This window comes from Methylophaga sp. SB9B, from assembly GCF_004832235.1.
In the GTDB taxonomy this organism is placed as follows: domain Bacteria; phylum Pseudomonadota; class Gammaproteobacteria; order Nitrosococcales; family Methylophagaceae; genus Methylophaga; species Methylophaga muralis.
In genome coordinates, this window is record NZ_SSXS01000013.1 from 1 (window position 1) to 21022 (window position 21022).

The 21022-nt window shown below is 44.8% G+C and carries 19 protein-coding genes and 1 pseudogene; 9 read left to right on the forward strand and 11 right to left on the reverse strand.

Translation table 11 applies throughout. The features are described 5' to 3' along the window. The first annotated feature begins 94 nt into the window (after positions 1 to 94). The 4 genes from E8Q33_RS12755 (at position 95) to E8Q33_RS12770 (ending at position 6915) form a co-directional block, all read left to right on the forward strand. Positions 95 to 3793 (forward strand): EAL domain-containing protein, encoded by a 3699-nt coding sequence (locus E8Q33_RS12755; RefSeq protein ID WP_136555199.1) that lies wholly within the window; start codon positions 95 to 97, stop codon positions 3791 to 3793. Positions 3794 to 4139: 346 nt separating this feature from the next. Further along, positions 4140 to 5540: a diguanylate cyclase domain-containing protein gene (locus E8Q33_RS16490; RefSeq protein WP_136555201.1), complete on the forward strand. Its 1401-nt coding sequence runs from the start codon at positions 4140 to 4142 to the stop codon at positions 5538 to 5540. A 40-nt stretch (positions 5541 to 5580) separates the two neighbouring features. Then, positions 5581 to 5760, forward strand: a complete 180-nt coding sequence (locus tag E8Q33_RS16495) for a hypothetical protein (RefSeq protein ID WP_256369466.1) — start codon at positions 5581 to 5583, stop codon at positions 5758 to 5760. 120 nt (positions 5761 to 5880) lie between these two features. Then, on the forward strand, positions 5881 to 6915 hold the full coding sequence (locus E8Q33_RS12770; RefSeq protein ID WP_211116169.1) for a hypothetical protein: 1035 nt from the start codon (positions 5881 to 5883) through the stop codon (positions 6913 to 6915). 26 nt (positions 6916 to 6941) lie between these two features. Here E8Q33_RS12770 and E8Q33_RS12775 read toward each other — a convergent pair whose 3' ends face one another. Both E8Q33_RS12775 and E8Q33_RS12780 read right to left on the reverse strand, forming a co-directional pair. After that, positions 6942 to 8198: an OmpP1/FadL family transporter gene (locus E8Q33_RS12775; protein ID WP_136555206.1), complete on the reverse strand. Its 1257-nt coding sequence runs from the start codon at positions 8196 to 8198 to the stop codon at positions 6942 to 6944. Positions 8199 to 8409: 211 nt separating this feature from the next. Further along, on the reverse strand, positions 8410 to 9273 hold the full coding sequence (locus E8Q33_RS12780; RefSeq protein ID WP_211116170.1) for a YicC/YloC family endoribonuclease: 864 nt from the start codon (positions 9271 to 9273) through the stop codon (positions 8410 to 8412). A gap of 115 nt (positions 9274 to 9388) precedes the next feature. On the opposite strand from E8Q33_RS12780, the pseudogene rph reads away from it, so the two are divergent. The 4 genes and pseudogenes from rph (at position 9389) to E8Q33_RS12800 (ending at position 12286) form a co-directional block, all read left to right on the forward strand. Next, a pseudogene (gene rph, locus E8Q33_RS12785) lies at positions 9389 to 10103 on the forward strand (ribonuclease PH). Beyond that, the gene (rdgB, locus tag E8Q33_RS12790; RefSeq protein WP_069295060.1) at positions 10103 to 10708 is read left to right on the forward strand and encodes an RdgB/HAM1 family non-canonical purine NTP pyrophosphatase; all 606 of its coding nucleotides are present in this window, start codon (positions 10103 to 10105) and stop codon (positions 10706 to 10708) included. The pseudogene rph and the gene rdgB overlap by 1 nt, the downstream one beginning before the upstream one ends. An 80-nt stretch (positions 10709 to 10788) precedes the next feature. Next, a complete protein-coding gene (gene hemW / locus E8Q33_RS12795; RefSeq protein ID WP_136555340.1) occupies positions 10789 to 11949 on the forward strand; it encodes a radical SAM family heme chaperone HemW in 1161 nt (386 codons plus the stop codon). A gap of 34 nt (positions 11950 to 11983) precedes the next feature. Beyond that, positions 11984 to 12286, forward strand: coding sequence for a hypothetical protein (locus E8Q33_RS12800; protein WP_069295088.1), 303 nt, complete (start codon positions 11984 to 11986; stop codon positions 12284 to 12286). 7 nt (positions 12287 to 12293) lie between these two features. Here E8Q33_RS12800 and E8Q33_RS12805 read toward each other — a convergent pair whose 3' ends face one another. The 4 genes from E8Q33_RS12805 to alaC are packed head-to-tail and all read right to left on the reverse strand — an operon-like array spanning position 12294 to position 16477. Then, positions 12294 to 12794: a hypothetical protein gene (locus tag E8Q33_RS12805; protein WP_069295062.1), complete on the reverse strand. Its 501-nt coding sequence runs from the start codon at positions 12792 to 12794 to the stop codon at positions 12294 to 12296. A gap of 1 nt (position 12795) precedes the next feature. Then, positions 12796 to 13941 (reverse strand): threonine synthase, encoded by a 1146-nt coding sequence (gene thrC, locus E8Q33_RS12810; protein ID WP_069295063.1) that lies wholly within the window; start codon positions 13939 to 13941, stop codon positions 12796 to 12798. Positions 13942 to 13976: 35 nt separating this feature from the next. Further along, the gene (locus E8Q33_RS12815; protein WP_069295064.1) at positions 13977 to 15287 is read right to left on the reverse strand and encodes a homoserine dehydrogenase; all 1311 of its coding nucleotides are present in this window, start codon (positions 15285 to 15287) and stop codon (positions 13977 to 13979) included. Between the two features lie 11 nt (positions 15288 to 15298). Beyond that, positions 15299 to 16477 (reverse strand): alanine transaminase, encoded by a 1179-nt coding sequence (alaC, locus tag E8Q33_RS12820; RefSeq protein ID WP_136555208.1) that lies wholly within the window; start codon positions 16475 to 16477, stop codon positions 15299 to 15301. A gap of 94 nt (positions 16478 to 16571) precedes the next feature. Between alaC and E8Q33_RS12825 the strand changes: the two genes are divergently transcribed. After that, positions 16572 to 17414 (forward strand): HDOD domain-containing protein, encoded by an 843-nt coding sequence (locus E8Q33_RS12825; RefSeq protein WP_136555210.1) that lies wholly within the window; start codon positions 16572 to 16574, stop codon positions 17412 to 17414. A gap of 44 nt (positions 17415 to 17458) precedes the next feature. On the opposite strand, the gene E8Q33_RS16500 is transcribed toward E8Q33_RS12825, so the two are convergent. The 5 genes from E8Q33_RS16500 to E8Q33_RS12845 all read right to left on the reverse strand — a co-directional run bounded on the left by E8Q33_RS16500 (position 17459) and on the right by E8Q33_RS12845 (position 21019). Further along, entirely contained in the window at positions 17459 to 17818 is a 360-nt protein-coding gene (locus E8Q33_RS16500; protein ID WP_211116171.1) for a hypothetical protein, read from the reverse strand. After that, positions 17815 to 18453, reverse strand: a complete 639-nt coding sequence (locus tag E8Q33_RS16505) for a DNA topoisomerase IB (protein WP_211116172.1) — start codon at positions 18451 to 18453, stop codon at positions 17815 to 17817. The genes E8Q33_RS16500 and E8Q33_RS16505 overlap by 4 nt, the downstream gene beginning before the upstream one ends. A 102-nt stretch (positions 18454 to 18555) precedes the next feature. Then, positions 18556 to 19392, reverse strand: coding sequence for a 23S rRNA (adenine(2030)-N(6))-methyltransferase RlmJ (locus E8Q33_RS12835; protein WP_136555212.1), 837 nt, complete (start codon positions 19390 to 19392; stop codon positions 18556 to 18558). A gap of 91 nt (positions 19393 to 19483) precedes the next feature. Next, the gene (locus tag E8Q33_RS12840; RefSeq protein WP_136555215.1) at positions 19484 to 19891 is read right to left on the reverse strand and encodes a GFA family protein; all 408 of its coding nucleotides are present in this window, start codon (positions 19889 to 19891) and stop codon (positions 19484 to 19486) included. Positions 19892 to 19915: 24 nt separating this feature from the next. Then, a complete protein-coding gene (locus tag E8Q33_RS12845; protein ID WP_136555217.1) occupies positions 19916 to 21019 on the reverse strand; it encodes an NADH:flavin oxidoreductase/NADH oxidase in 1104 nt (367 codons plus the stop codon). Between the last annotated feature and the right edge of the window lie 3 nt (positions 21020 to 21022).

The following is a 21022-nucleotide window of genomic DNA, read 5'->3' on the forward strand; positions in this document are numbered from 1 at the left end:
AGCATTACAACCATGTCCGGCCGCATAGCTCACTGAATTACATGCCGCCAGTTGAATACGCTAAACAGGCAGCATAAAGTAGCCAAATCTCATCATGGGACTGGTACTAATTCAGGGGAAAGGTCAAGGTGATGAAATTCGTATCTGGGTAGCCGGATGTGCGACGGGCGAAGAGGCTTACAGTATCGCGATTATATTGCGAGAAATTCTTGGGCACGAACTGGATGATTATCGCGCTCAGGTGTTCGCGACAGATATAGATATGAAAGCGCTGGCCATTGCTCGCAAAGGAAAATATGAACAGGCAGCGATAAAAGGACTTTCTCAAAATCGCCTGGATCGTCATTTCAACCAGATGAATGATGGATATATGGTCAAAAAACCGCTGCGCGATATGGTGTTATTCGCCAAACAGAATCTGGTGGAAGATCCTGCCTTCCTGCGTCTGGATCTGGTGACTTGTCGGAATGTGTTGATTTATATGAAACCACCACTTCAAAAACAAGTTCAAGCCACCTTTCATTACGCATTAAATCCAGATGGTTTTTTGTTTTTAGGTAAATCTGAATCATTACCCAATAGTGAGTTATTTGATATTGATTCAAATGAAGGTCGTACTTTTTCTCGCCGCAACATTAATAGTCTGGAAGTGTACCGAAGACACAAAGTGAAACAACAACCGGCCAGAAGTACAAATCCGAACAGAATTAAAGCATCTACCAGAAACATTGATACCTTAGAAGATCGGGTGTTTAAAGCAGTCACCCAATACGTTATCTCCAATGCTTTTGTTGTTGATGACAGCATGGAGATCCGTTTTATCTATGGCGATATTTCACCTATTACACAAATTGGGCGCGGCCGGGCCAGTTTGAATTTGCAAAATTTGGTGCGTAATGAATTTCAGCTGGAAATTAAAGGGCTGGTTTATAGAGCCAAAAAACAACCACAATCCTATCGCAGTCATATCATCCGCCTCGGCAACAATGCATTTATGTTTGAAGTGATGCCACTGCAAATCGCTGATATAAACGATGCGCTATATCTGGTTCGATTTGAACAAACCGCAGTGGATGAGCTTATCAACGAGGAAACAGAATCGGCAAATTACGAACGGATTGTGCAGTTACAACAAGAGTTGACGTCGAGTAGAGATCATTTACAAACGGTTATTGAAGAGTTGGAAACCTCTAATGAAGAACTTCAATCCGTTAATGAAGAAATGCAGTCAGCCAATGAAGAATTGCAATCCACCAATGAAGAGTTGGAAACCTCCAATGAAGAATTGCAATCGACCAATGAAGAACTGACCACGGTGAATGAAGAGTTGCAGGTAAAAAGTATTGAGATCATCTCACTTAATACGGATCTGCAAAACATGCAAAACAGTTTGTCTCATCCATTTATGGTGGTTGACGACAATTTGTTACTGACGCATTTCAATCCCGCCGCCCAAAAACTATTTAATTTAGAGAGTGTGAGTGTTGGTTCACGTTTAAACCAGTTACGAAGCGACTACAGCCTGCCAGATTTAATCAAATTAATTGATAAAGCCCATGAAACGGGCCAAACAGTGAATTTTCAAATTACCGGTGAAAGACATTATCTACTTTCAGTAAATTCGTATCTGGATAGTCAAGGCAATATTAATGGGGCGGTTTTATTGTTCTGGGATAACACAGAGTTAATTCAAACCTACGATCGACTTAAACAATCGTTAATTGAAAACAACTTGCAGGCCAGAGCGATGGAAGCTGCCCAGCAGGGCATTATTATCGTGGATGCTCTGACTGAAAATATGCCTATTTTATATACCAATCCGGCATTCACCCGGATGACTGGCTATAAAAGTGAAGAAGTCATTGGGCAAAACTGCAGGATATTACAAGGTGAAGCCACTCAAGAAGACGCCATTGACGCGATAAAGCAGGCAGTGAGCGAGGGAAATCCACTGCAAACCACCATCTTAAATTACAGGAAAGATGGCTCCACTTTTTGGAATCAATTGAGCATCGCACCTGTTTATCACAATGAGCAAGTAACTCACTTCATAGGGCTACAATCCGACATTACCCAGTCAATTATCGATAACCGACAAATGTCATTAGCTCAATCGGTATTTGATAATACTCAAGATAATATTCTGGTCATTAACCACAAACAGCAAATTCTTTATGCCAACCAAGCATTGCTGACCACGCTCAATATTGAGAATGATGAAATTCTGGCAACCAATATCAATGACTTTCTGCGTTGTGATGAAGAGAGTGAACTCACCTTAAATCAACTGTGGAAAACTCTGGCCAAAATGGGTTCCTGGCGTGGTGAACTGAACTTTTATTTTCAGGGCAAGTTAAAACCGCAGATGGTGTCTATCAGTCGCGTTGAAGATCAGCATGATGGAGACGTTTGTTACGTACTGCTTGCCAGCGATATCGCCGAACTAAAACGTCGTGAACAACAACTACATAGACTGGCTTTATTTGATGAATTAACCGGCTTACCTAACCGTATGCATCTTAATCAAATCATTAAAGATGTCGTAGCGCGTGCCAACCGTAAACAAAGTAAGTTTGCGTTATTGTTTTTAGATTTAGATAACTTTAAACGCATTAATGATTCTCTGGGCCATGCGGTGGGTGATGATGTATTGCAATACTTCACTCATGTCGTTTCCGAACTGGTGCGCGAAAGCGATACCTTTGCTCGTATTAGTGGCGATGAATTTGTCATTCTGCTGGAAGAAATTGAATCGGAAGTGGATGCACAGACTTTTGCCCAACGTATTATTGAAAACCTCAAAAAACCCTTTCAAGCTAACGGTCAAACATTGTTTATCTCCTCAAGCATTGGTATCGCTATTTATCCAGAGGATGGTGATCTGCCCGACATATTGCTGCGAAATGCAGATATTGCCATGTATCGTGCCAAAGAAAATGGTAAAGGCTATTTCGGTTTTGTTGATCCGGAACGCTCTGATGAGCTTAGAAAACAATTACAGATTGAAGCTGAATTACAAAGAGGTTTGATAAAAGGTGAAGATGTTGGTTTGCATCTGGTCTACCAACCTATTTTTCATTGCAACGATCCTGAAGTGGAAGCATCTCTTGAGGCTTTGATCCGCTGGCATCATCCGCAATTGGGACACATCATGCCCAAAGAACTTATGCCCATTGTGCAAATGTCGAAACTCACCGCTGAGCTTGATGAATGGGTTATCGAACAGGTTATCCAACAGCGTAACCAGTGGTTACAGGATCATCCGGAAAAAGCCGAAACCTTATGCATATCTATCAATATGCATCCTTCACATTTAAACCGACTGCATGATCCGGATAACAGCAAACTGTTATTAAAATTGCAAAAACTCGCACCACTTAGCTGGCTTACAATTGAGGTCACTGAGGTGGCGTTATTAGCCCACTTCGAAAATGCCAAATTAGCACTAAAAAACCTCACTAAGCTTGGTGTATCAATTGCTATTGATGACTTTGGTTCAGGTTATTCAAATTTTGGCTATATTACTGAGCTTAGTGAAATCAAAGTGGTGAAACTGGATCGATCGGTCATTTATCAGTTTGAACATGACAAACATAAATGTCGAAAAGTAAAAGCACTACTGACGATGCTGCACGATATGGGATATGAAACGGTAATTGAAGGAATTGAAAACCACGCTGCAATGCAAACTATTACCGACATGGGATATCAAAATGTTCAGGGGTTTTACCTGAGTAGACCTTTGTCGGTCGCACAATTGGATAAGCAGTCTATGGATATTCAAAAAAGTTAATCTTCATCTGCTAAACAGCATATTTACATCGAAGATTGGCTTCTCACCTATTAACCCAGCTGAAGTTTAATACTCACCAACAGTTGCATTTCAAAAAACACCACTGTTAATTTTGTTTTCCCCTTATTACTAATCACTTGCTTCAATAAAACGTCACTGACAGACTCTCCACCTTCTGAACAGCTTCCGAAGATAATAAAACACCACTAGGCGCACAGAATCTTGGTGAGAGTCTTGTTACATTAGCTTTTGAATTGTGGTAAATTCCTTGCAGTTTATATTGAATAAAAATAATAGATAAGCATATGAATATATTGATATTTACTGGACTTGTGAATAACGGAGCATGATACGGTTTCGGCAATTAGTTGCGGGACGTTCTCAGTATTTATTCCTAAGCCTGTTGTGGCTGCTGTTTTTTCTTGCGCCAAATATCAGCTTTGCTCAGCAACAGTTTGTCGGTCAATGGTATGAAGTCAGCCAAAATTGGCGTTTTCCCGATCCACCATTCAAAACCATTGACGCTCCAGTTCTAACGGGTGGACATTTTGTTTTTCGTTCTTCATTTGAAATCACCGATGCTGATGAAACAATAGTTATTGATTTTAAAAACGCGAGCGTTTTAGGTCATTTTCATCACTACATTTCCGATTCAACTGGCAACGTTGTTGCTGAGGCGAGAGGTGGCATTGAATCGGAAGCAAAAAATACCTTTTTTCTAAGGCATGGCCGTGAATTCCGCTTGCCTGCGGGACAATATGAACTGACTACAGAGTTGGTTTCTACCTATTTCATTGCTGAGCCTCAGCCATACTGGGACTCGCTTGACCATTACCGGCATGCCATAAAATGGGGCACGGTGATCACTTTAGTCAGTATGGGCATCCTTATAAGTTTGGGGGTGTATTACGCGATTCTGGCTTATGTTAGAAGACGTATAACTGAGACCATGTACACCATCTTTATCTGGATGAATGTAGTTTTTAATGGCACTAGCCTGCTCATCACACCCGATCTGTTTAATATCCATTGGTTTTATCTTGCCGGCGCTCCCATTTTGCTGAGCAATTTTGCTTACCTATTGTTTGCCAAGCATTTATTACAAATAAGAGCCTCCACGCACCCCAAACTGAATACTCTGGCAAAACTGTTTTTGACTGGTATGGCTGTATTGCTCGTGGTAGCCATATTCAATAAACACTTGATATTAGAATGTGCTCGCTATGGTGTCGGGTTAATGATGCTTTACGGATTAATCGCCGCACTGGTGCGTGCCTTCGAAGGTTACAAAATCGCCTATTTCTATCTGGTGGCGATTGCTGCTTTTTTTATTATTGGTTCGTTCGCCATCTCCAGCAAAGATTTGGAAGGCATCTACACCATTTATATCGAGCATATCGGTCTGTTGGCTGTTACCGTTGAAGTGTTACTGATCGGTCTGGTACTGGGTTATCAGTTTGCCGAGATTTACCGTGAAAAAGAAAACAATTTGTCTTTGATCCAGCATAGTTTACAAATAGCCCATCATGATGCTTTAACTGGCCTGCCCAATCGTTATGCTTTAGATCTGACTCTCGAAAAACTCCCCTCCAACGGCATGATAACGTTGTTGGACATGGATAATTTGAAGACCTACAACGACACCTACGGTCACCACAAAGGTGACGAAATGCTACAAATGTTTGCCACTATTCTGTCCTCAAAATTAGATACACTCGGCGTACTACATCGCATGGGGGGGGGATGAATTTGCCATCACCAGTGAAAGTCTTTCTTATGCAGAAAGAATTAAAGAGGTCATTGCTGAAACTATCAGCTATATGCAGTTAAACGGTTTTGAGAAAGCAGGTGTCAGTTATGGTTCGGCCTATATGATAGAAACCATGAATGTTGATGATCTTCGTATGTTGGCAGATCAACGCATGTATCAACATAAACGCAGACACAATGACCCGCAATGGGCTTAAAACTTCATTAAGAAAGGACGCTTATGCAGAAACTGATTTTTCCGGTATTACTGGCATTACTTCTGCCGTTAATAGCCAGTTGGTTCGCCTATCCTGAGACCCATTTGCCACCGGATTTTGGTGTATTTCCCCCCCCAATATGTAGCCGATGCCCCCGGGTTTAATCTCACAGTGTTTTGCGTTATCGCTTTGGCCGAACTTTTGGTTCTCACCTTGTATTTTGCTCCGGCTTTATTTGGGTTCAAAAAAGTGCCCCCTGCTCCTCGAGCTAAAACTGTAGCCTTGCCCATCTGGTTCTGGATTGGCTTGGCGGTGACTTTATTTTTCTGGTGGTTGATGTGGAGCCGGATCACCATTTTTGGTGATCTGGTCTATTATGCGTTTACCCCGATGTGGTGGGGGTTTATCTTTGCACTGGATGGTTTGGTCTACCGTTATTCCAACGGACAATCTTTATTCGCCAGCAAACCTAAAACCTTTCTGATAACAGCCATCGTTTCATTGGTTGGATGGTATTTATTCGAATATTTTAATTATTTTGCCTTGGGCAACTGGTATTACCCGAACAGCACAATGCCCGAGTTATCTCATCAAACGATGGTGCTTATTTTTCTGTTGGCTTATACCACTGTCTGGCCTGCCATTTTTCAATGGTACACCTTGCTAAACACCTGTCCTCGACTAGTCAGCCGGTTTGCAAATGGACCTAAACTCAGCCTGAATGGCAACCTGTTAATAGTGGCGGGCTTGCTGTTGTTAACATTAATGGTGTTCTGGCCCTACCCATTGTTCTGGGTGTTATGGATTGGCCCGTTACTGGTATTTTCAGGCATATTGATCCGGGCAAATATCTGGTCACCGTTTACTGCGATGGCTGAAGGTAACTGGTCCCCTGCCTTATTAATGGCGCTTTCAGCCATGTTAAATGGCTTTTTCTGGGAGTTTTGGAATTACGGCAGTGCTCATCCTGCTGAGCCCGTGACCAATCCGAATTATTGGGTCTACGACATTCCCTATATCAACGTGATACACATATTCTCAGAGATGCCGTTGCTCGGATACATGGGCTATATGCCATTCGGCATATTGGCTTGGGTCATCTTTATCTGGGCCGGTAAAGTGTTTGGTTTTAATACCAATTTACTCAGCAAATAAATTCGGTTGAATGAATGGTCGGCAGCCTACCACTGTCTGCTGACCATCATATGTAACCAAATAGCCTCATTGCGTAATTGAGCATCATTGCCGAATGGCAGTTCTGGATTGGTGTAATCCACCTTTTTACGAAAATCGTATTCAATACCGCTGTAGAAGGTCCATTCTTTATTGAGCTGATAGCTGCCACCAAAAGTCAGATGATGATCAAAGATGCCGGCCACAACGGGATTGATATGTTCTTTCGGTATCGGGTTTTTGCCATAGTTATAACCTGCGTATAAGGTCGTTTTATCGCTGTAGCGATAGGCCATGCCGGTGGCAAACACTAATTGGTTATTCCAATTCATGGTAGAGGTACTATTGATATCCGGTAAGGCTGGGTTACTTGGATTACTGGCACTTAATACGTTGTTTTTCATCGCATCAGACCAATTTATCCAGTTTATTTTTAGCGACAGCAATAACTTATTGTTCATCTGATAGGCGGCACCCACCCCAATTTCCTCGGGTAACGCCAACCCTTTTAATGTGACATCGTCGTATTTCACTACGCCTAGACCTGCCCCAGTCATGTTGAGCTTTAATTGACCATCGGTTAATGGCAGCTCAGTCTTACCGGTATATGTGGCTGCTAGCGTGAGTTTGGGTGTTGCCTGATATTGAATACCCAGTTTAAAACTGGTGCGTAGGCTGCTGGCATCTTCGATTTCAATACCATTGAAGGTCTGCGGCGCGGATGTGGATGTATCGGCAAAAATCTTTTGTTCGGCCTGGGCATAGACCAGACCAAAACTTCCACCGACCGACCATTTATCATTCACTTTACAGCCTAAACCCGCTGTCAATTTTGCCACAGCAAATAAACCGGAATATTCATCCTCGGTGCCAAAAGCCGTTTGCAGATTTTCAAACACACCGCCCGATCCGCCCTGTGCAAAAAGCCCAAGCCCGGTAGTACACGGTGTATTTTCAATTTTTTGGGCGTAGCCCATACCACCCAGGCCGGTATAGAGATTGCTCGCATGCCTGTCATTACCGAACTGATCTTCATGTGACAGATCGGTTATCCGCAATAAAGAACCGTAAAGGTCAAAGCGTTTACTATCAATTTGAGTTAGCCCGGCCGGATTAGTATTCAAGGCACTGGTATCACGTGCTACCGCAATATCAGCCCCTGCCATTAATGTTGATTCAGCACCGAAACCAATCAGATTGATGCCATTTGTGGCATGGCTGGCACCTGCAAAAAGCCCTAAAGAACATATTATTATTTTTTTCATTCGAAGCTCTTAATGAGTGCTCTTTTATTCATCCCTTTAGAGCACTTGTTACCACAGAACCTCATCATGAACGTTCCGAACACAGAACCAAGTAGCGGCACAAACTAATGTGTCTTTAATGCTACGTCAAAAAAATTAACCAATCTTCGGATCAGCTGATCTGAATACTTTGATATTGATACTTTTGGCGAGAGCATTGCCGGATACGAACTTATTCAATATTCTGGATCTGCTCACGCATTTGTTCGATTAATACCTTCAGATCAACTGAATATCGTGTGGTGTCGGTATCAATAGATTTGGAGCCCAAAGTATTGGCTTCACGATTAAGCTCCTGCATCAAAAAGTCGAGTCGGCGGCCTACTGGCTCATCACGTTGCAGTACTCGTTTGACTTCATCGACATGACTTTGCAAACGATCCAGTTCTTCGGCGACATCACTTTTCTGGGCGATTAATACAATTTCTTGCTCAAGGCGTTCCGGTTCCAACGTGACTTCAAGCTCTGCTGCTTTTTGTGCCAGACGCTGACGTTGTTGTTCCAGGATCTCCGGCATACGTTGTTTTACCGCTTCTGCGATTTGTAAAATTTCGTCGCAGCGCTGCAAAATCATTTCCGCCAGGGCGTGTCCTTCCCGCTCTCTGCCACTAATAAAGTCTGCCAACACAATCTCTAGTGCATCCACAGATTGTTGTTTCAAAGTCGCTAAATCAACTTGTTCAGTATCGGCGACACCTGGCCATTGCAATAATCTTAGCGGATCAATCGGCAAGGTCTGCTTAGCCATTTGGGTTAATTGCTCACAAGCATTGATAACGGATTGGGCGAGATTTTCGTTTATATGCAAAGCCGTTTGTTGTTGAGATGGTTGATAGCGCAGACTGGCTTCAATCTTTCCACGAGCCATGCGTTCAGCAAACATTTTGCGGATATCCATTTCTAAAGGACGAAACGTTTCCTCCAGTCGCAATGCGAGCTCTAAATAACGATGATTCACTGATCGAACCTCCCAGATCAGGGTACCGAGTTCAGTTACTTGCTCATGGCGGGCAAAGGCGGTCATGCTTCGTATCACGATGTTTTTCCTATAGCTGTTGAGCGCCTATGGTAACGAAAACTGAACGTAAAAAGCACGCGGGAAATGGGTGGCATCAGTATAATCATCGTATTTTATGTTAAGGATAAAGCAGATGCGTCCAAGTGGCCGGCAACCAGATCAACTTCGTGAGATCACCATTACCCGCAATTACACAAAACATGCGGAAGGCTCCGTTTTGGTTGAGTTTGGTGACACCAAAGTATTGTGCACCGCTTCTGTAGAAGAACGTATCCCACCTTTTTTGCGTGGTATGGGCGAAGGCTGGATCACTGCTGAATACGGCATGCTGCCACGTTCTACCGGTACCCGTATGCAACGTGAATCTGCCCGCGGTAAGCAAGGTGGGCGTACGATGGAGATCCAGCGTTTAATTGGTCGCTCTTTACGTGCCGCCATCGATTTAAAGGCACTCGGCGAGCGCACTATCACTATTGATTGCGATGTAATTCAGGCTGATGGTGGAACGCGTACCGCTTCTATTACCGGTGCCTTTGTCGCACTGCATGATGCCATTGATTTTTAATTAAAAACGCAAAATCAAGAAAAGCCCTTTACACGGCCAGGTAGCGTCTGTTTCGGTTGGTATTCATAACGGCACAGCAGTGCTGGATCTGGATTATGCTGAAGACTCTACTGCTGAAACGGATATGAATGTTGTCATGAATGATGCAGGCGCATATATTGAACTACAGGGCACTGCAGAAGGTCATGCCTTCCGCGCAGATGAATTGCAATCCATGCTGGATTTAGCTGCTAAAGGGATTGAACAACTGATGATTAAACAACGCGAAGCTTTGGCAAACTAATGTCACAAATTGTTCTGGCCAGCGGCAATATTGGCAAACTGCGTGAGTTATCGCAGATCCTTAGCCCATTAGGATTGAAGCTGATTGCCCAATCCGATTTGAATGTTGCTGAGGCCGAAGAAACCGGCCTTAGTTTCGTTGAAAATGCCATCATTAAGGCTCGTAATGCCGCTTTAGTGACTGGTTTACCAGCCATTGCCGATGATTCCGGTATTGAAGTTGATGCATTGCATGGTGCTCCTGGTATTTATTCATCGCGCTATGCCGGACCCGATGCCTCCGATACCGATAATATTCACGCCTTACTTACCGCAATGAAAGATGTGCCGGAGAATGAACGCACAGCCCGTTTTCAATGTGTGGTGGTGTTTATGCGTCATGCTGAAGATCCGACCCCGCTGATTTGTCAGGGCAGCTGGCAGGGACAAATTCTGCAATCGCCAAGCGGCGATGAAGGTTTTGGTTATGATCCGGTTTTCTGGGTTCCCGAAACAGATTGCACAGCAGCCGAGCTTTCACCTGAACAGAAACATGCGATTAGTCACCGAGGCAAAGCCATGCGTCAGTTCATGGAAGAATTTAAATACACTCGCCACCAACCATAAAAGTTTGCTATTGCTAAACCTATATTTAATACGCGAGTCATTCAGCCTTGCAGACTAAAATCATCAAGGCTGATGCCACTATGTTCAACTTCACCACCTTACCGCCACTTAGCCTGTATATCCATGTGCCTTGGTGTGTACGTAAATGTCCATATTGCGACTTTAATTCACATCAGGCCGGTGATGAGATCCCTGAAAAAACCTATATCGATGCATTGATCCGCGATCTCGAACAGGATTTGCCTCTGGTCTGGGGACGCAGCATTCAAACCATCTTTATAGGTGGCGGTACGCCCAGCCTGTTTAGTGCAGAAGGCTATGACCGTTTATTTTCAGCTTTACGTGCATTATTGCCTATCCGCGCCGATGCAGAGATTACCCTGGAAGCCAATCCCGGTACCTTTGAGGCGGCTAAGTTCACCGACTATCGTGCAGTGGGCATTAATCGTTTATCAATTGGCGTTCAAAGTTTTAATGGTGATTCATTAACTGCTTTGGGTCGCATCCATGATGGCAAACAAGCGATTCGTGCTGCAGAGATCGCCCACCATGCTGGTTTTGATAATTTCAATCTGGATCTGATGTTTGGTTTACCCAATCAAACAGCAGCGCTCGCCCAAAAAGATGTAGAAACAGCGATTGCTCTCGAGCCAACGCATATTTCCTATTATCAGCTGACCATTGAACCCAATACCTTTTTTCATCAATCGCCACCACAATTACCCGATGATGAGCCGATTTATGACTGGCAAATTGCTAATCAACAACGTCTCGCCGAGGCCGGTTACCTGCAATATGAAGTCTCAGCGTATGCCAAAAAAGGCTGTCAGAGTCGTCACAACCTCAACTACTGGCAGTTTGGTGATTATCTGGGCATAGGCGCCGGTGCGCATGGAAAATTAACCAGCGCCGCCACACAGTCGATCGAGCGACTGGTAAAACAAAAACAACCCCAGGCCTATCTGGATAAGGTCAACAGTTCACAACGTATTCTGAAGCAAGAACAAGTTGGCATTAATGAAATTGGTTTTGAGTTTATGCTTAACGCGCTGCGTCTTACCGATGGATTTGCCACACCTTTATTTATGCAACATTGCGGCGTGCCATTGGCGACGATAAAAAGCCAACTTGCAGAAGCTGAAGAACGTGGATTGATTGATTATTCGGTCGAGTGGATTCGCCCAACTGAGTTAGGCCAACGTTATTTAAACAGTTTGATTGAACTATTTTTGCCGCAATAATATGCTGGCGCAGGTCGTAAAGGGAGTCACCATCATGTTGAAATGCCATCTTATGGCTGCCGGAGCAATGCTGTTAATGGCACTGCCAACCCAAGCCGATGTCTTGTCTATCGCAGAACCGACTTATAACACGCCGAACTCTGAGACAGGTGTTTTGCGTCCGACACGTGGCATGACAATGCAGCAGGTTGAACAGAAGTTTGGCAAGGCGCAGAAGCAATACGCGGCCAAAGGCACTCCAGCCATTACTCGCTGGCAATATTCACAATTTGATGTGTATTTTGAGAATCAGCTAGTGATTCACTCGGTGGTTCAGCGCGAACCGGCCCCACAGTAAAACAAGTTTAAGATTCGCCCAGAAAACGCCGTCTGGCCCATGCTGGTAATGTACCGACTCTGGCATGATGCAGTGAATCCATCTCTATAACGATTAATACCAACACGCTAATCAGTGTCGGCAGAAAGCTCAGCCCGCCAACAAAAGCGAATGCGGCTTCTTTCATCAGTCCGAGATAGGTATAACTTAACCAACCCAACACTGCGACACTGACGACGGCTGTAAGCACCATGGCGAAGATAAAACTCCAGCGCCGTGCAATTTGCCAATGGATATAAACAAACTCACTGTCTTCACGCTTGATTCGGCTGGAACGAATAAACGTGTAACCCAAAAATGAAAATGATAACAACGGCACCAGCACGATAAACTCAAAATAACTCTTACCTGTTGCGGCTATCGCCGTGAACAGGAGGATATGGTTCGCAATCAGGTTGGTTAAAAAGATATCGTGCGGCATTCTGGCCGCCGCTCTTTCCTGATCTTCTGGTGCCGTCATTTCAGTCATATTATCTGGCCAAGTTGTTGATGATCGCCTCGCGTACTGAGTCCAATGTAGCACTAACTGTAATTACAGGTGAGGTGCTTTGCTTAATCGCAATATCCGGATCTTTAAGACCGTGTCCTGTCAGCGTGCAAACGACTGTGCTGCCTTCAGGGATTTTGCCAGTTTTAATATCACGTAAAGCGCCGGCCAGTGAGGTTGCTGACGCCGGTTCACAGAAAATACCTTCTTTTTCAGCCAGTAATTTCTGTGCAGCCAGAATTTCATCATCCGAACATTCATCAAACCAGCCGTGAGATTCTTCTTTGACTTTCCAAGCCATATCCCAACTTTGCGGATGACCAATGCGAATTGCAGTAGCAACGGTTTCAGGATCATCTACCATGGCTCCCCGCATAAACGGCGCACTGCCAGCAGCTTGATAACCCACCATTTTCGGTCGATTACCCACAATGGCTCCACCAGCATATTTGCAATGACCATGACAGAAAGCACAAGCTTCTGTCACATGTTCACCACAACCAGATGAATATTCACAATAACCAATCCAGTGCGCGGTGATATTACCGGCATTACCGACTGGCAGGCAGTGATAATCCGGTGCACGGCCTAATTCTTCAACAATCTCAAAAGCGGCTGTTTTCTGGCCTTGTAAGCGGTATGGATTAATCGAGTTTACGATGGTGACAGGCGCATGTTCAGCGACTTCTTTAACTAATTGCATGCCTTCATCAAAGTTACCTTTGATTTGGATAACGACAGCATTGTGCATCATCGCTTGTGCCAACTTACCCTGAGCGATTTTGCCATCCGGAATAATTACAAACGCAGTAATACCGGCACGTGCAGCATAAGCCGCAGCTGCAGCAGACGTATTACCAGTTGAAGCACAAATAATCGCTTTACTACCGTCTTCAACGGCTTTGGTCACCGCCATGGTCATGCCACGATCTTTGAATGAGCCCGTCGGGTTCAAACCTTCATATTTGACATAAATATCAACATCTTTGCCAATCAGTTTAGGGATGTTATTCAGCTTCAATAGTGGAGTGTTACCTTCACCAAGACTTATCAGACGAGTGTCGTCATTGACCGGCAAACGGTCGCGATAGCGTTCAATCAGGCCAGTGTAACGTGGACGAAATGACATAAAGTTTCCTCTTTAATTCTTTAACGGGCGCTAAATCAGCCCAGCGTTTCCATGCGAATACGCATGATCGCATCTTTAACGGTGTCTAAAGCTTCGATTTGAGCGATAGCCTCATCCATGTTTTTTTCAACTACCGGTTGCGTCAGCATAATGATTGGCACTAGGCCCTCTTCTTCTTCCGGTTGTTTTTGCAGAATCGCTTCAATATTGATGTCCTGCTCGCTGAAAATCCGCGTGATGTCAGCTAACACACCCGGTTTATCTTCTGTACATATGCGCAAATAATAGGAGGTTATTACCTCAGACATTGGCAAAATTGGTGTGTCTTTTAATGAATCCGGTTGGAAAGCCAAATGGGGTACGCGATTTTCCGGATCTGTAGTTAACGCACGGACAATATCAACGATATCAGCCACTACGGCAGAAGCAGTGGGTTCAGCACCCGCGCCTGCACCGTAATATAAGGTTGGCCCAACTGCATCGCCCTTCACTACTACCGCATTCATCACGCCATTAACGTTGGCAATCAGCCGACGTTTTGGAATCAATGTCGGATGTACGCGCAGCTCAACACCTTGTGCTGTTTTCTTAGCAATGCCCAGATGTTTGATGTGATATCCCAGTTCTTCGGCGTACTGCACATCTTCCTGAGAAATTTTGCTGATGCCTTCGGTATAGGCTTTATAAAACTGTAACGGAATACCAAACGCGATCGACGCCATGATGGTCAGCTTGTGTGCCGCATCAATCCCTTCCACGTCAAACGTTGGATCCGCTTCGGCATAACCTAGTGCCTGAGCTTCAGCCAACACATCGGCAAAGTTACGGCCTTTGTCGCGCATCTCAGTGAGGATAAAGTTGCCCGTACCGTTAATAATGCCTGCCAGCCATTCAATACGATTGGCTGCCAAACCTTCACGGATAGCTTTAATAATAGGGATACCGCCAGCTACCGCCGCTTCAAAAGCAATGGTGACGCCTTTCTCCTGGGCTTTAGCAAACAACTCATTACCATGCATCGCAATCAGTGCTTTGTTGGCAGTGACAACGTGTTTGCCATTTTCAATGGCCTGCATGACCAAATCTCGGGCAATACCAGTACCGCCGATCAACTCAACTACGATTTGAATGTCAGGGTCATTGACCACCGAAAACGCATCATCCGTTAATTCAATGCCACTGAGATCACAGGTTTTGGGTGAATCCAGGTTTTTATCCGCTGCACGCGTAATTTCAATACCACGGCCAGCGCGACGGCTAATTTCTTTTGAATTTCGCTTTAAAACACTGACAGTACCACTACCAACAGTGCCTAAGCCAAGAATACCAATTTTGACTGATTGCACTTTTTTGCCCCCTACCCTTTTTTCATCATGTCGCGGATACCACGGATTGCCTGCCGGGTACGGTGCTGATTTTCAATCAGTCCGAAACGAACATATTCATCGCCGTATTCACCAAAACCGATGCCAGGTGATACCGCGACTTTAGCGTCTTTGAGCAATTTTTTACTGAATTCTAACGAGCCCATTTCACGGAATTGTTCCGGAATTTTGGCCCAGACAAACATGGTCGCTTTTGGCTTCTCAACCGGCCAACCAATCGCATTCAAACCTTCACACAACACGTCACGACGTTGTCTATAGGTTTCAACGATTTCCGCAACACATTCCTGCGGACCTTCCAATGCGGTAATTGCGGCTACCTGAATCGGCGTGAACATGCCGTAATCCAGATAGGACTTCATCCGAGCCAAAGCCGCAACCAATGTCGGGTTACCAGACATAAAGCCTACCCGCCAACCCGGCATATTGTAGGTTTTAGATAAGGTATAAAACTCGACAGCGACATCAATTGCGCCGGGGATCTGCAAAATTGACGGTGCTTTATAACCATCAAAGGTGATTTCACCATATGCCAGATCATGAACCACCCAAATCTGGTGTTCTTTGGCAAAATCCACTACGCGTTGGAAGAAATCCAGCTCTACACATTGAGTAGTCGGATTGCCGGGGAAATTCAGCACAAGCATTTTGGGTTTCGGCCAAGAGTCTTTTACTGACTTTTCCAGTTCAGCAAAAAAATCAACATCAGGCGTCAATGGCACATGTCGGATATCCGCACCGGCAATAACAAAGCCATACGGATGAATCGGATAAGCCGGATTCGGTACCAATACTGCGTCGCCAGGACCAACAGTTGCCATGGCTAAATGCGCCAAGCCTTCTTTAGAACCGATGGTCACGATGGTTTCAGAATCGGGATCCAGAGTTACATCGTATTTACGCTGATACCAGTCGCAGATTGCCTTACGCAGGCGTGGAATACCTCGAGAAACAGAGTATCGATGAGTATCAGGACGCTGGGCCGCTTCGACTAATTTTTCCACAATGTGCGCGGGTGCCGGTTTATCCGGATTTCCCATGCCAAAGTCGATAATATCTTCGCCGCGCGCACGCGCTTTTGCCTTCAAATCATTTACAATGTTGAAAACGTATGGCGGAAGACGTTTGATTCTAGGAAATTCGTCGTTCAACTGAGCACCTGCTATTAGCTAAAACGGTTGGCAAACCAAGCAAAATAACTGAAAATCATTCACACTTCAAATTGATTTATTACAGTGGATTAATATGAGTCAACAAGACCAATTGTACACGACGATCATTAATGATCTCCAAAAGGGAAAACTGGTACTGCCTACATTGCCCGAGGTTGCTCTCAAGGTACGTGAGGTTGCCAACAATCCAGATGTCTCTGCAGCGCAACTTGCTGAGGTCATCACCACCGACGCAGCGTTATCAGCTCGACTTATAAAAGTCGCCAACAGCCCGCTGTATCGAGGTCGCGTTGAAGTTGAATCGGTGCAGACAGCAGTGTCTCGACTCGGCATTCCCATGGTTCGCAATCTGGTCACCAGTTTGGTGATGGAACAAATGTTCCGTCCAACCAATAAAAAACTGGAAAAACGCATGCGCGATTTGTGGCAACACAGTATCGAAGTTGCTGCAGCCAGTCAGGTCATCGCCTCAAAACACCCTCATATTGCCAATGATGAAGCTATGCTGGCGGGTTTGATACATGAAATTGGTGCGCTGCCAATTCTGATGAAAGCTGCAGATATGCCGGATTTAATAGAAGATCCTCGCCGTCTGGATACTTTGATTGAAAATCTGTATTCAAAAATTGGGGAAGCCATTCTTAAGAGCTGGGATTTCCCGGAAAATCTCATCACGGTAGCTGCAGAGCATGCCAATTTGAATCGTAACAGCCAGAATGGTCCGGATTTGACCGACGTGGTCCAAGTTGCCAGTCTGCAAAGCTATTTCAATACCAATAAGGCATTGGATCCCAACACTCGCGACAAGGTTCTAGCCTTCCGTAAGCTGGGTATTGATACCGGCATCAGTGTAGTAGAGCTGGATGAAAATAGTGAAGAATATGCTGCAGCTTTAGCTTTATTTCAAAATTTCTGAGTCTGTTTACCTAAAAAGCCCGTTGTTCAATACAACGGGCTTTTTTATTTACTCTCATCGCTCATTAAAACAGTTAACAGTTTCATTGTCGCTTTCTCATCCAGACTAAGATATTTGCCGCGATAACGTTTAAATTGTCGGCGAAAGTAATCCAAAGTCTTGCCGCTTTCATACTGCAAAATCACTTGTGGATGAATGTAATTACTGCGACATACAGCGGGAGTGTTGCCAAGCCGTTCAGCCACATTTTTCACTGCTTCGACGATATTACTTTTACTGATTTTTTCAGTGGACGCCGGACCAAGTTTATCCAATGCCACCGCCATCAAAACAGTTCCAGCCCAAGTGCGAAAATCCTTGGCACTAAAGTCCTCACCCATGACGTCTGAAATGTACTGATTCAAATCTTGTGCCGTGATTTTTTCCGACTTTTATCCGGCAAGGTGATATCAAATAATTCGTAACCGGACATATTTTCCAATGCTATAAGCACCTCGCGTACCTGCTCATCGGTGACAGTACGAAATTGCTGTTGATGGCTTTTACCTTCGTATTCAAACTCCACACGATCATCTTCGATAGTCATGTGTTTTGCGCGCAAGGTGGTCAAACCATAAGTATGGTTTTGCCGGGTATAACTGGCACTGCCGGGTCGAAAAAAAGCATCATCCAGCATCCGTGTCATACAGGCGAGCACGGTGGTTTGATCAATGGGTCTTCGTTGGATATGTTGTCCGGTTACCCGCCGCATAGTTTCCAGTTGCTCGGCAAATCGCAAAATTCGTTTGAATTTCTGTTCGCTGGCCGTTTCGACCCAGTGGGGATTATAGATATATTGTTTTCGGCCCTGATTATCCCGTCCGGTCACCAAAACTTTGGCATCCCGATCCTGCTGAATTTCAACCTCTTCCCATGCAGGTGGAATAGCGAGGCTTTTTATCCAGCGTTTTAATGCCGCGTTTTTAACCGTCTTACCATTGCCATAACGATAACTGAACGATTTACCGTGTGGTTTGCGATGAATAATCGGATTGCTCATGATGCTATTTAGTCCGGAATGGTGAATCCAACACTATCTTGTCATGAGATTATGGCGTTTGACTTTAATGCAGATTATGTCTGCCGACGAAGTCGCGAGGGATTATTCTGCTACCAGTATTTCTGCTTTATAAAAAGCACCGCTATCGACTGCCAACGTGCCGACCAGTTTTGGTAATAGCTGGTTCATTGTCTCCATTAGCTGCCAAGGCGGGTTAATCACAATCATGCCCGATGCTGTCATGCCGCGCTCGTCAGAATCCGCAGTGACCGCTAACTCATAGCGTTGAATATTTTTGATGCCACTTTTAATAAATTGTTTTTCGAGGCGAGTGATTCGACTGCGTTCAACCACTGGATACCAGATGGCATAGGTGCCGGTGGGAAATTTTGCACAGGCTTTTTCAACGGTCTGAAACACTAAATCGTAATCAGATTTGATTTCATAAGACGGATCAATCAATACCAGACTACGGCGTGATACTGGTGGTAATAAAGACAATAAGCCTTTTAAACCATCCTCACGCATCACTCTGGCCCGTTTCACTTTTTGGGTGTTTTGCAATAACAAACTGGCATCTTCAGGATGTAATTCATATAACCAGGCACGGTCTTGGCGACGCATACAATGCAAAGCAATAAACGGGGAACCGGGGTAATACTCCAGCGAGTTATTGTTATTGACCGCATCAATCACGGCAAAATAGGCAGCCAGTTCCGGCCAGTCAGATGCCTTTAATTTAGCAATACCATTTTGGTATTCCTGAAGTTTTTCAGCATGAGCTGAAGCCAGATGATAAAGACCAGCCCCGGCATGCGTGTCTATGTAGTCAAAGGCTTTTTCTTTTTTACCGAGGTGCTGCAAAATCTCAATCAATACAATATGTTTGAGCACATCGGCAAAATTGCCAGCATGAAAGGAATGGCGGTAGCTTAGCAAGAGATATCCTGATTATTTTTTAGGGACAGTGAATCGAAAAACAGCAAATTACGCTGAGCCAGCTGATTTGGCAAAAAAACTTCATTCCGCGTTAATTTAACGTACCTCGATCCGAGACATGATTGATGCCATCGTTCACTCGAACCTCACCCAACTCAAAAGGATTTACCCCTTCCAGGCAGGCGAGATTAAAGCCAAGTAGTTCAGGATTTGCTCTGGTTTGATGATGTGTATAAATCCCACATCTTGAGCAAAAATAGTGCTTTGCCGTCATGGTATTAAATTGATACCGCGAGAGCTTATCTGCACCTTTGGTGATTTGCAGAGCAGATAGCGGAACATACGCGGCAATGGCACCTTTTCTCCGGCACATAGAACAATCACAGCGCCGAGGGTCTTCAATACCGTTTGGCAAATGCACAACAAACTCAACCTCACCACAATGGCAACTGCCTTTATGATGAGGCTGAATTTGGGTGCTCCCTATTTTAGTGATCATTACATTTTGGCTACTTTTTAATGTTTAGCTATCTGGAGCATGATAACGCGACAGCCAATGTGCATAAGGTGCAGGTAACACCCAGGCTGGATCTTCAATTTTTAAGGTTTTAGCTGCATGGTAAGGCCAGTGAGGATTCGCTAAATGCGCACGTCCCACCATCACTAAATCCATTTGTTGATCAGTAATAACCTGGTTCACCGTGTTAGGTTCATCAATGCCCCAGGCTGAAGCAACTGGGATCTCTGCTTCACGACGCACACGCTCAGCAATAGGTGCTAACAAAGCCGGTCCCCACGGAATATCCGCATCAGGAGTAGAAAACCCCATACTGACACTGAGCATATCCAAACCAGATTGTTTAAATTGTTGAGTCAGATGAATCGACTCACTTAGCGTTTCTTCATCACGACCATCATATTCAATCACCCCAAAGCGGGCGGTTAATGGCAGATTTTCTGGCCAGACTTCTCGCACGGTTTGTAAAGTTTCCAGTAAGAATCGACTACGACCGGCCAAATCGCCACCATATTGATCGTCACGCTTATTGGAGTGGACTGAAAAAAAGCTTTGTGCCAGATAGCCATGAGCAAAATGCAATTCCAGCCACTCAAATCCGGCAGCCTTGGCGCGTTTGGCAGCGGCAACAAAGTCAGCTTTAACCCGTTCAATATCTTGCAACGTCATGGCTTGGGGGACTTTGGGCAAATTGGCACCAAAAGCAACCGCAGAAGGTGCGATGGTCTGCCAGCTTTGCGGATCGCTATCAGCCAGATGATCATCGCCTTCCCATGGACGATTAGCACTGGCTTTACGTCCAGCATGGGCAATCTGAATACCTGCACATGCACCGGCTTTTTTAATGGCCGAAGCAATTTTTGCCATGCCTTCTGCCTGGGCGTCATTCCATATGCCAGTACACCCCGGGGTAATTCTTCCTTCGGGACTGACTGCCGTGGCTTCAACAATCACCAGACCCGCACCACCGCGTGCTAATTGGGTGTAATGCGCCAGATGCCAGTCATTGGTATGGCCATCATCGGCACTGTATTGGCACATCGGTGGAACCGCAATACGGTTGCGTAACGTCACATCTTTCAGTGAAAACTCAGTAAACAATGCTGTCATAAG

Coding starts and splice junctions, on each gene's coding strand:
- E8Q33_RS12755 (WP_136555199.1), top strand. CDS start 95: ATGGGACTGGTACTAATTCAGGGGAAAGGTCAAGGTGATGAAATTCGT.
- E8Q33_RS16490 (WP_136555201.1), top strand. CDS start 4,140: ATGATACGGTTTCGGCAATTAGTTGCGGGACGTTCTCAGTATTTATTC.
- E8Q33_RS12775 (WP_136555206.1), bottom strand. CDS start 8,198: ATGAAAAAAATAATAATATGTTCTTTAGGGCTTTTTGCAGGTGCCAGC.
- rdgB (WP_069295060.1), top strand. CDS start 10,103: ATGTCACAAATTGTTCTGGCCAGCGGCAATATTGGCAAACTGCGTGAG.
- hemW (WP_136555340.1), top strand. CDS start 10,789: ATGTTCAACTTCACCACCTTACCGCCACTTAGCCTGTATATCCATGTG.
- E8Q33_RS12800 (WP_069295088.1), top strand. CDS start 11,984: ATGTTGAAATGCCATCTTATGGCTGCCGGAGCAATGCTGTTAATGGCA.
- E8Q33_RS12805 (WP_069295062.1), bottom strand. CDS start 12,794: ATGACTGAAATGACGGCACCAGAAGATCAGGAAAGAGCGGCGGCCAGA.
- thrC (WP_069295063.1), bottom strand. CDS start 13,941: ATGTCATTTCGTCCACGTTACACTGGCCTGATTGAACGCTATCGCGAC.
- E8Q33_RS12825 (WP_136555210.1), top strand. CDS start 16,572: ATGAGTCAACAAGACCAATTGTACACGACGATCATTAATGATCTCCAA.
- E8Q33_RS16505 (WP_211116172.1), bottom strand. CDS start 18,453: ATGAGCAATCCGATTATTCATCGCAAACCACACGGTAAATCGTTCAGT.
- E8Q33_RS12840 (WP_136555215.1), bottom strand. CDS start 19,891: ATGATCACTAAAATAGGGAGCACCCAAATTCAGCCTCATCATAAAGGC.
- E8Q33_RS12845 (WP_136555217.1), bottom strand. CDS start 21,019: ATGACAGCATTGTTTACTGAGTTTTCACTGAAAGATGTGACGTTACGC.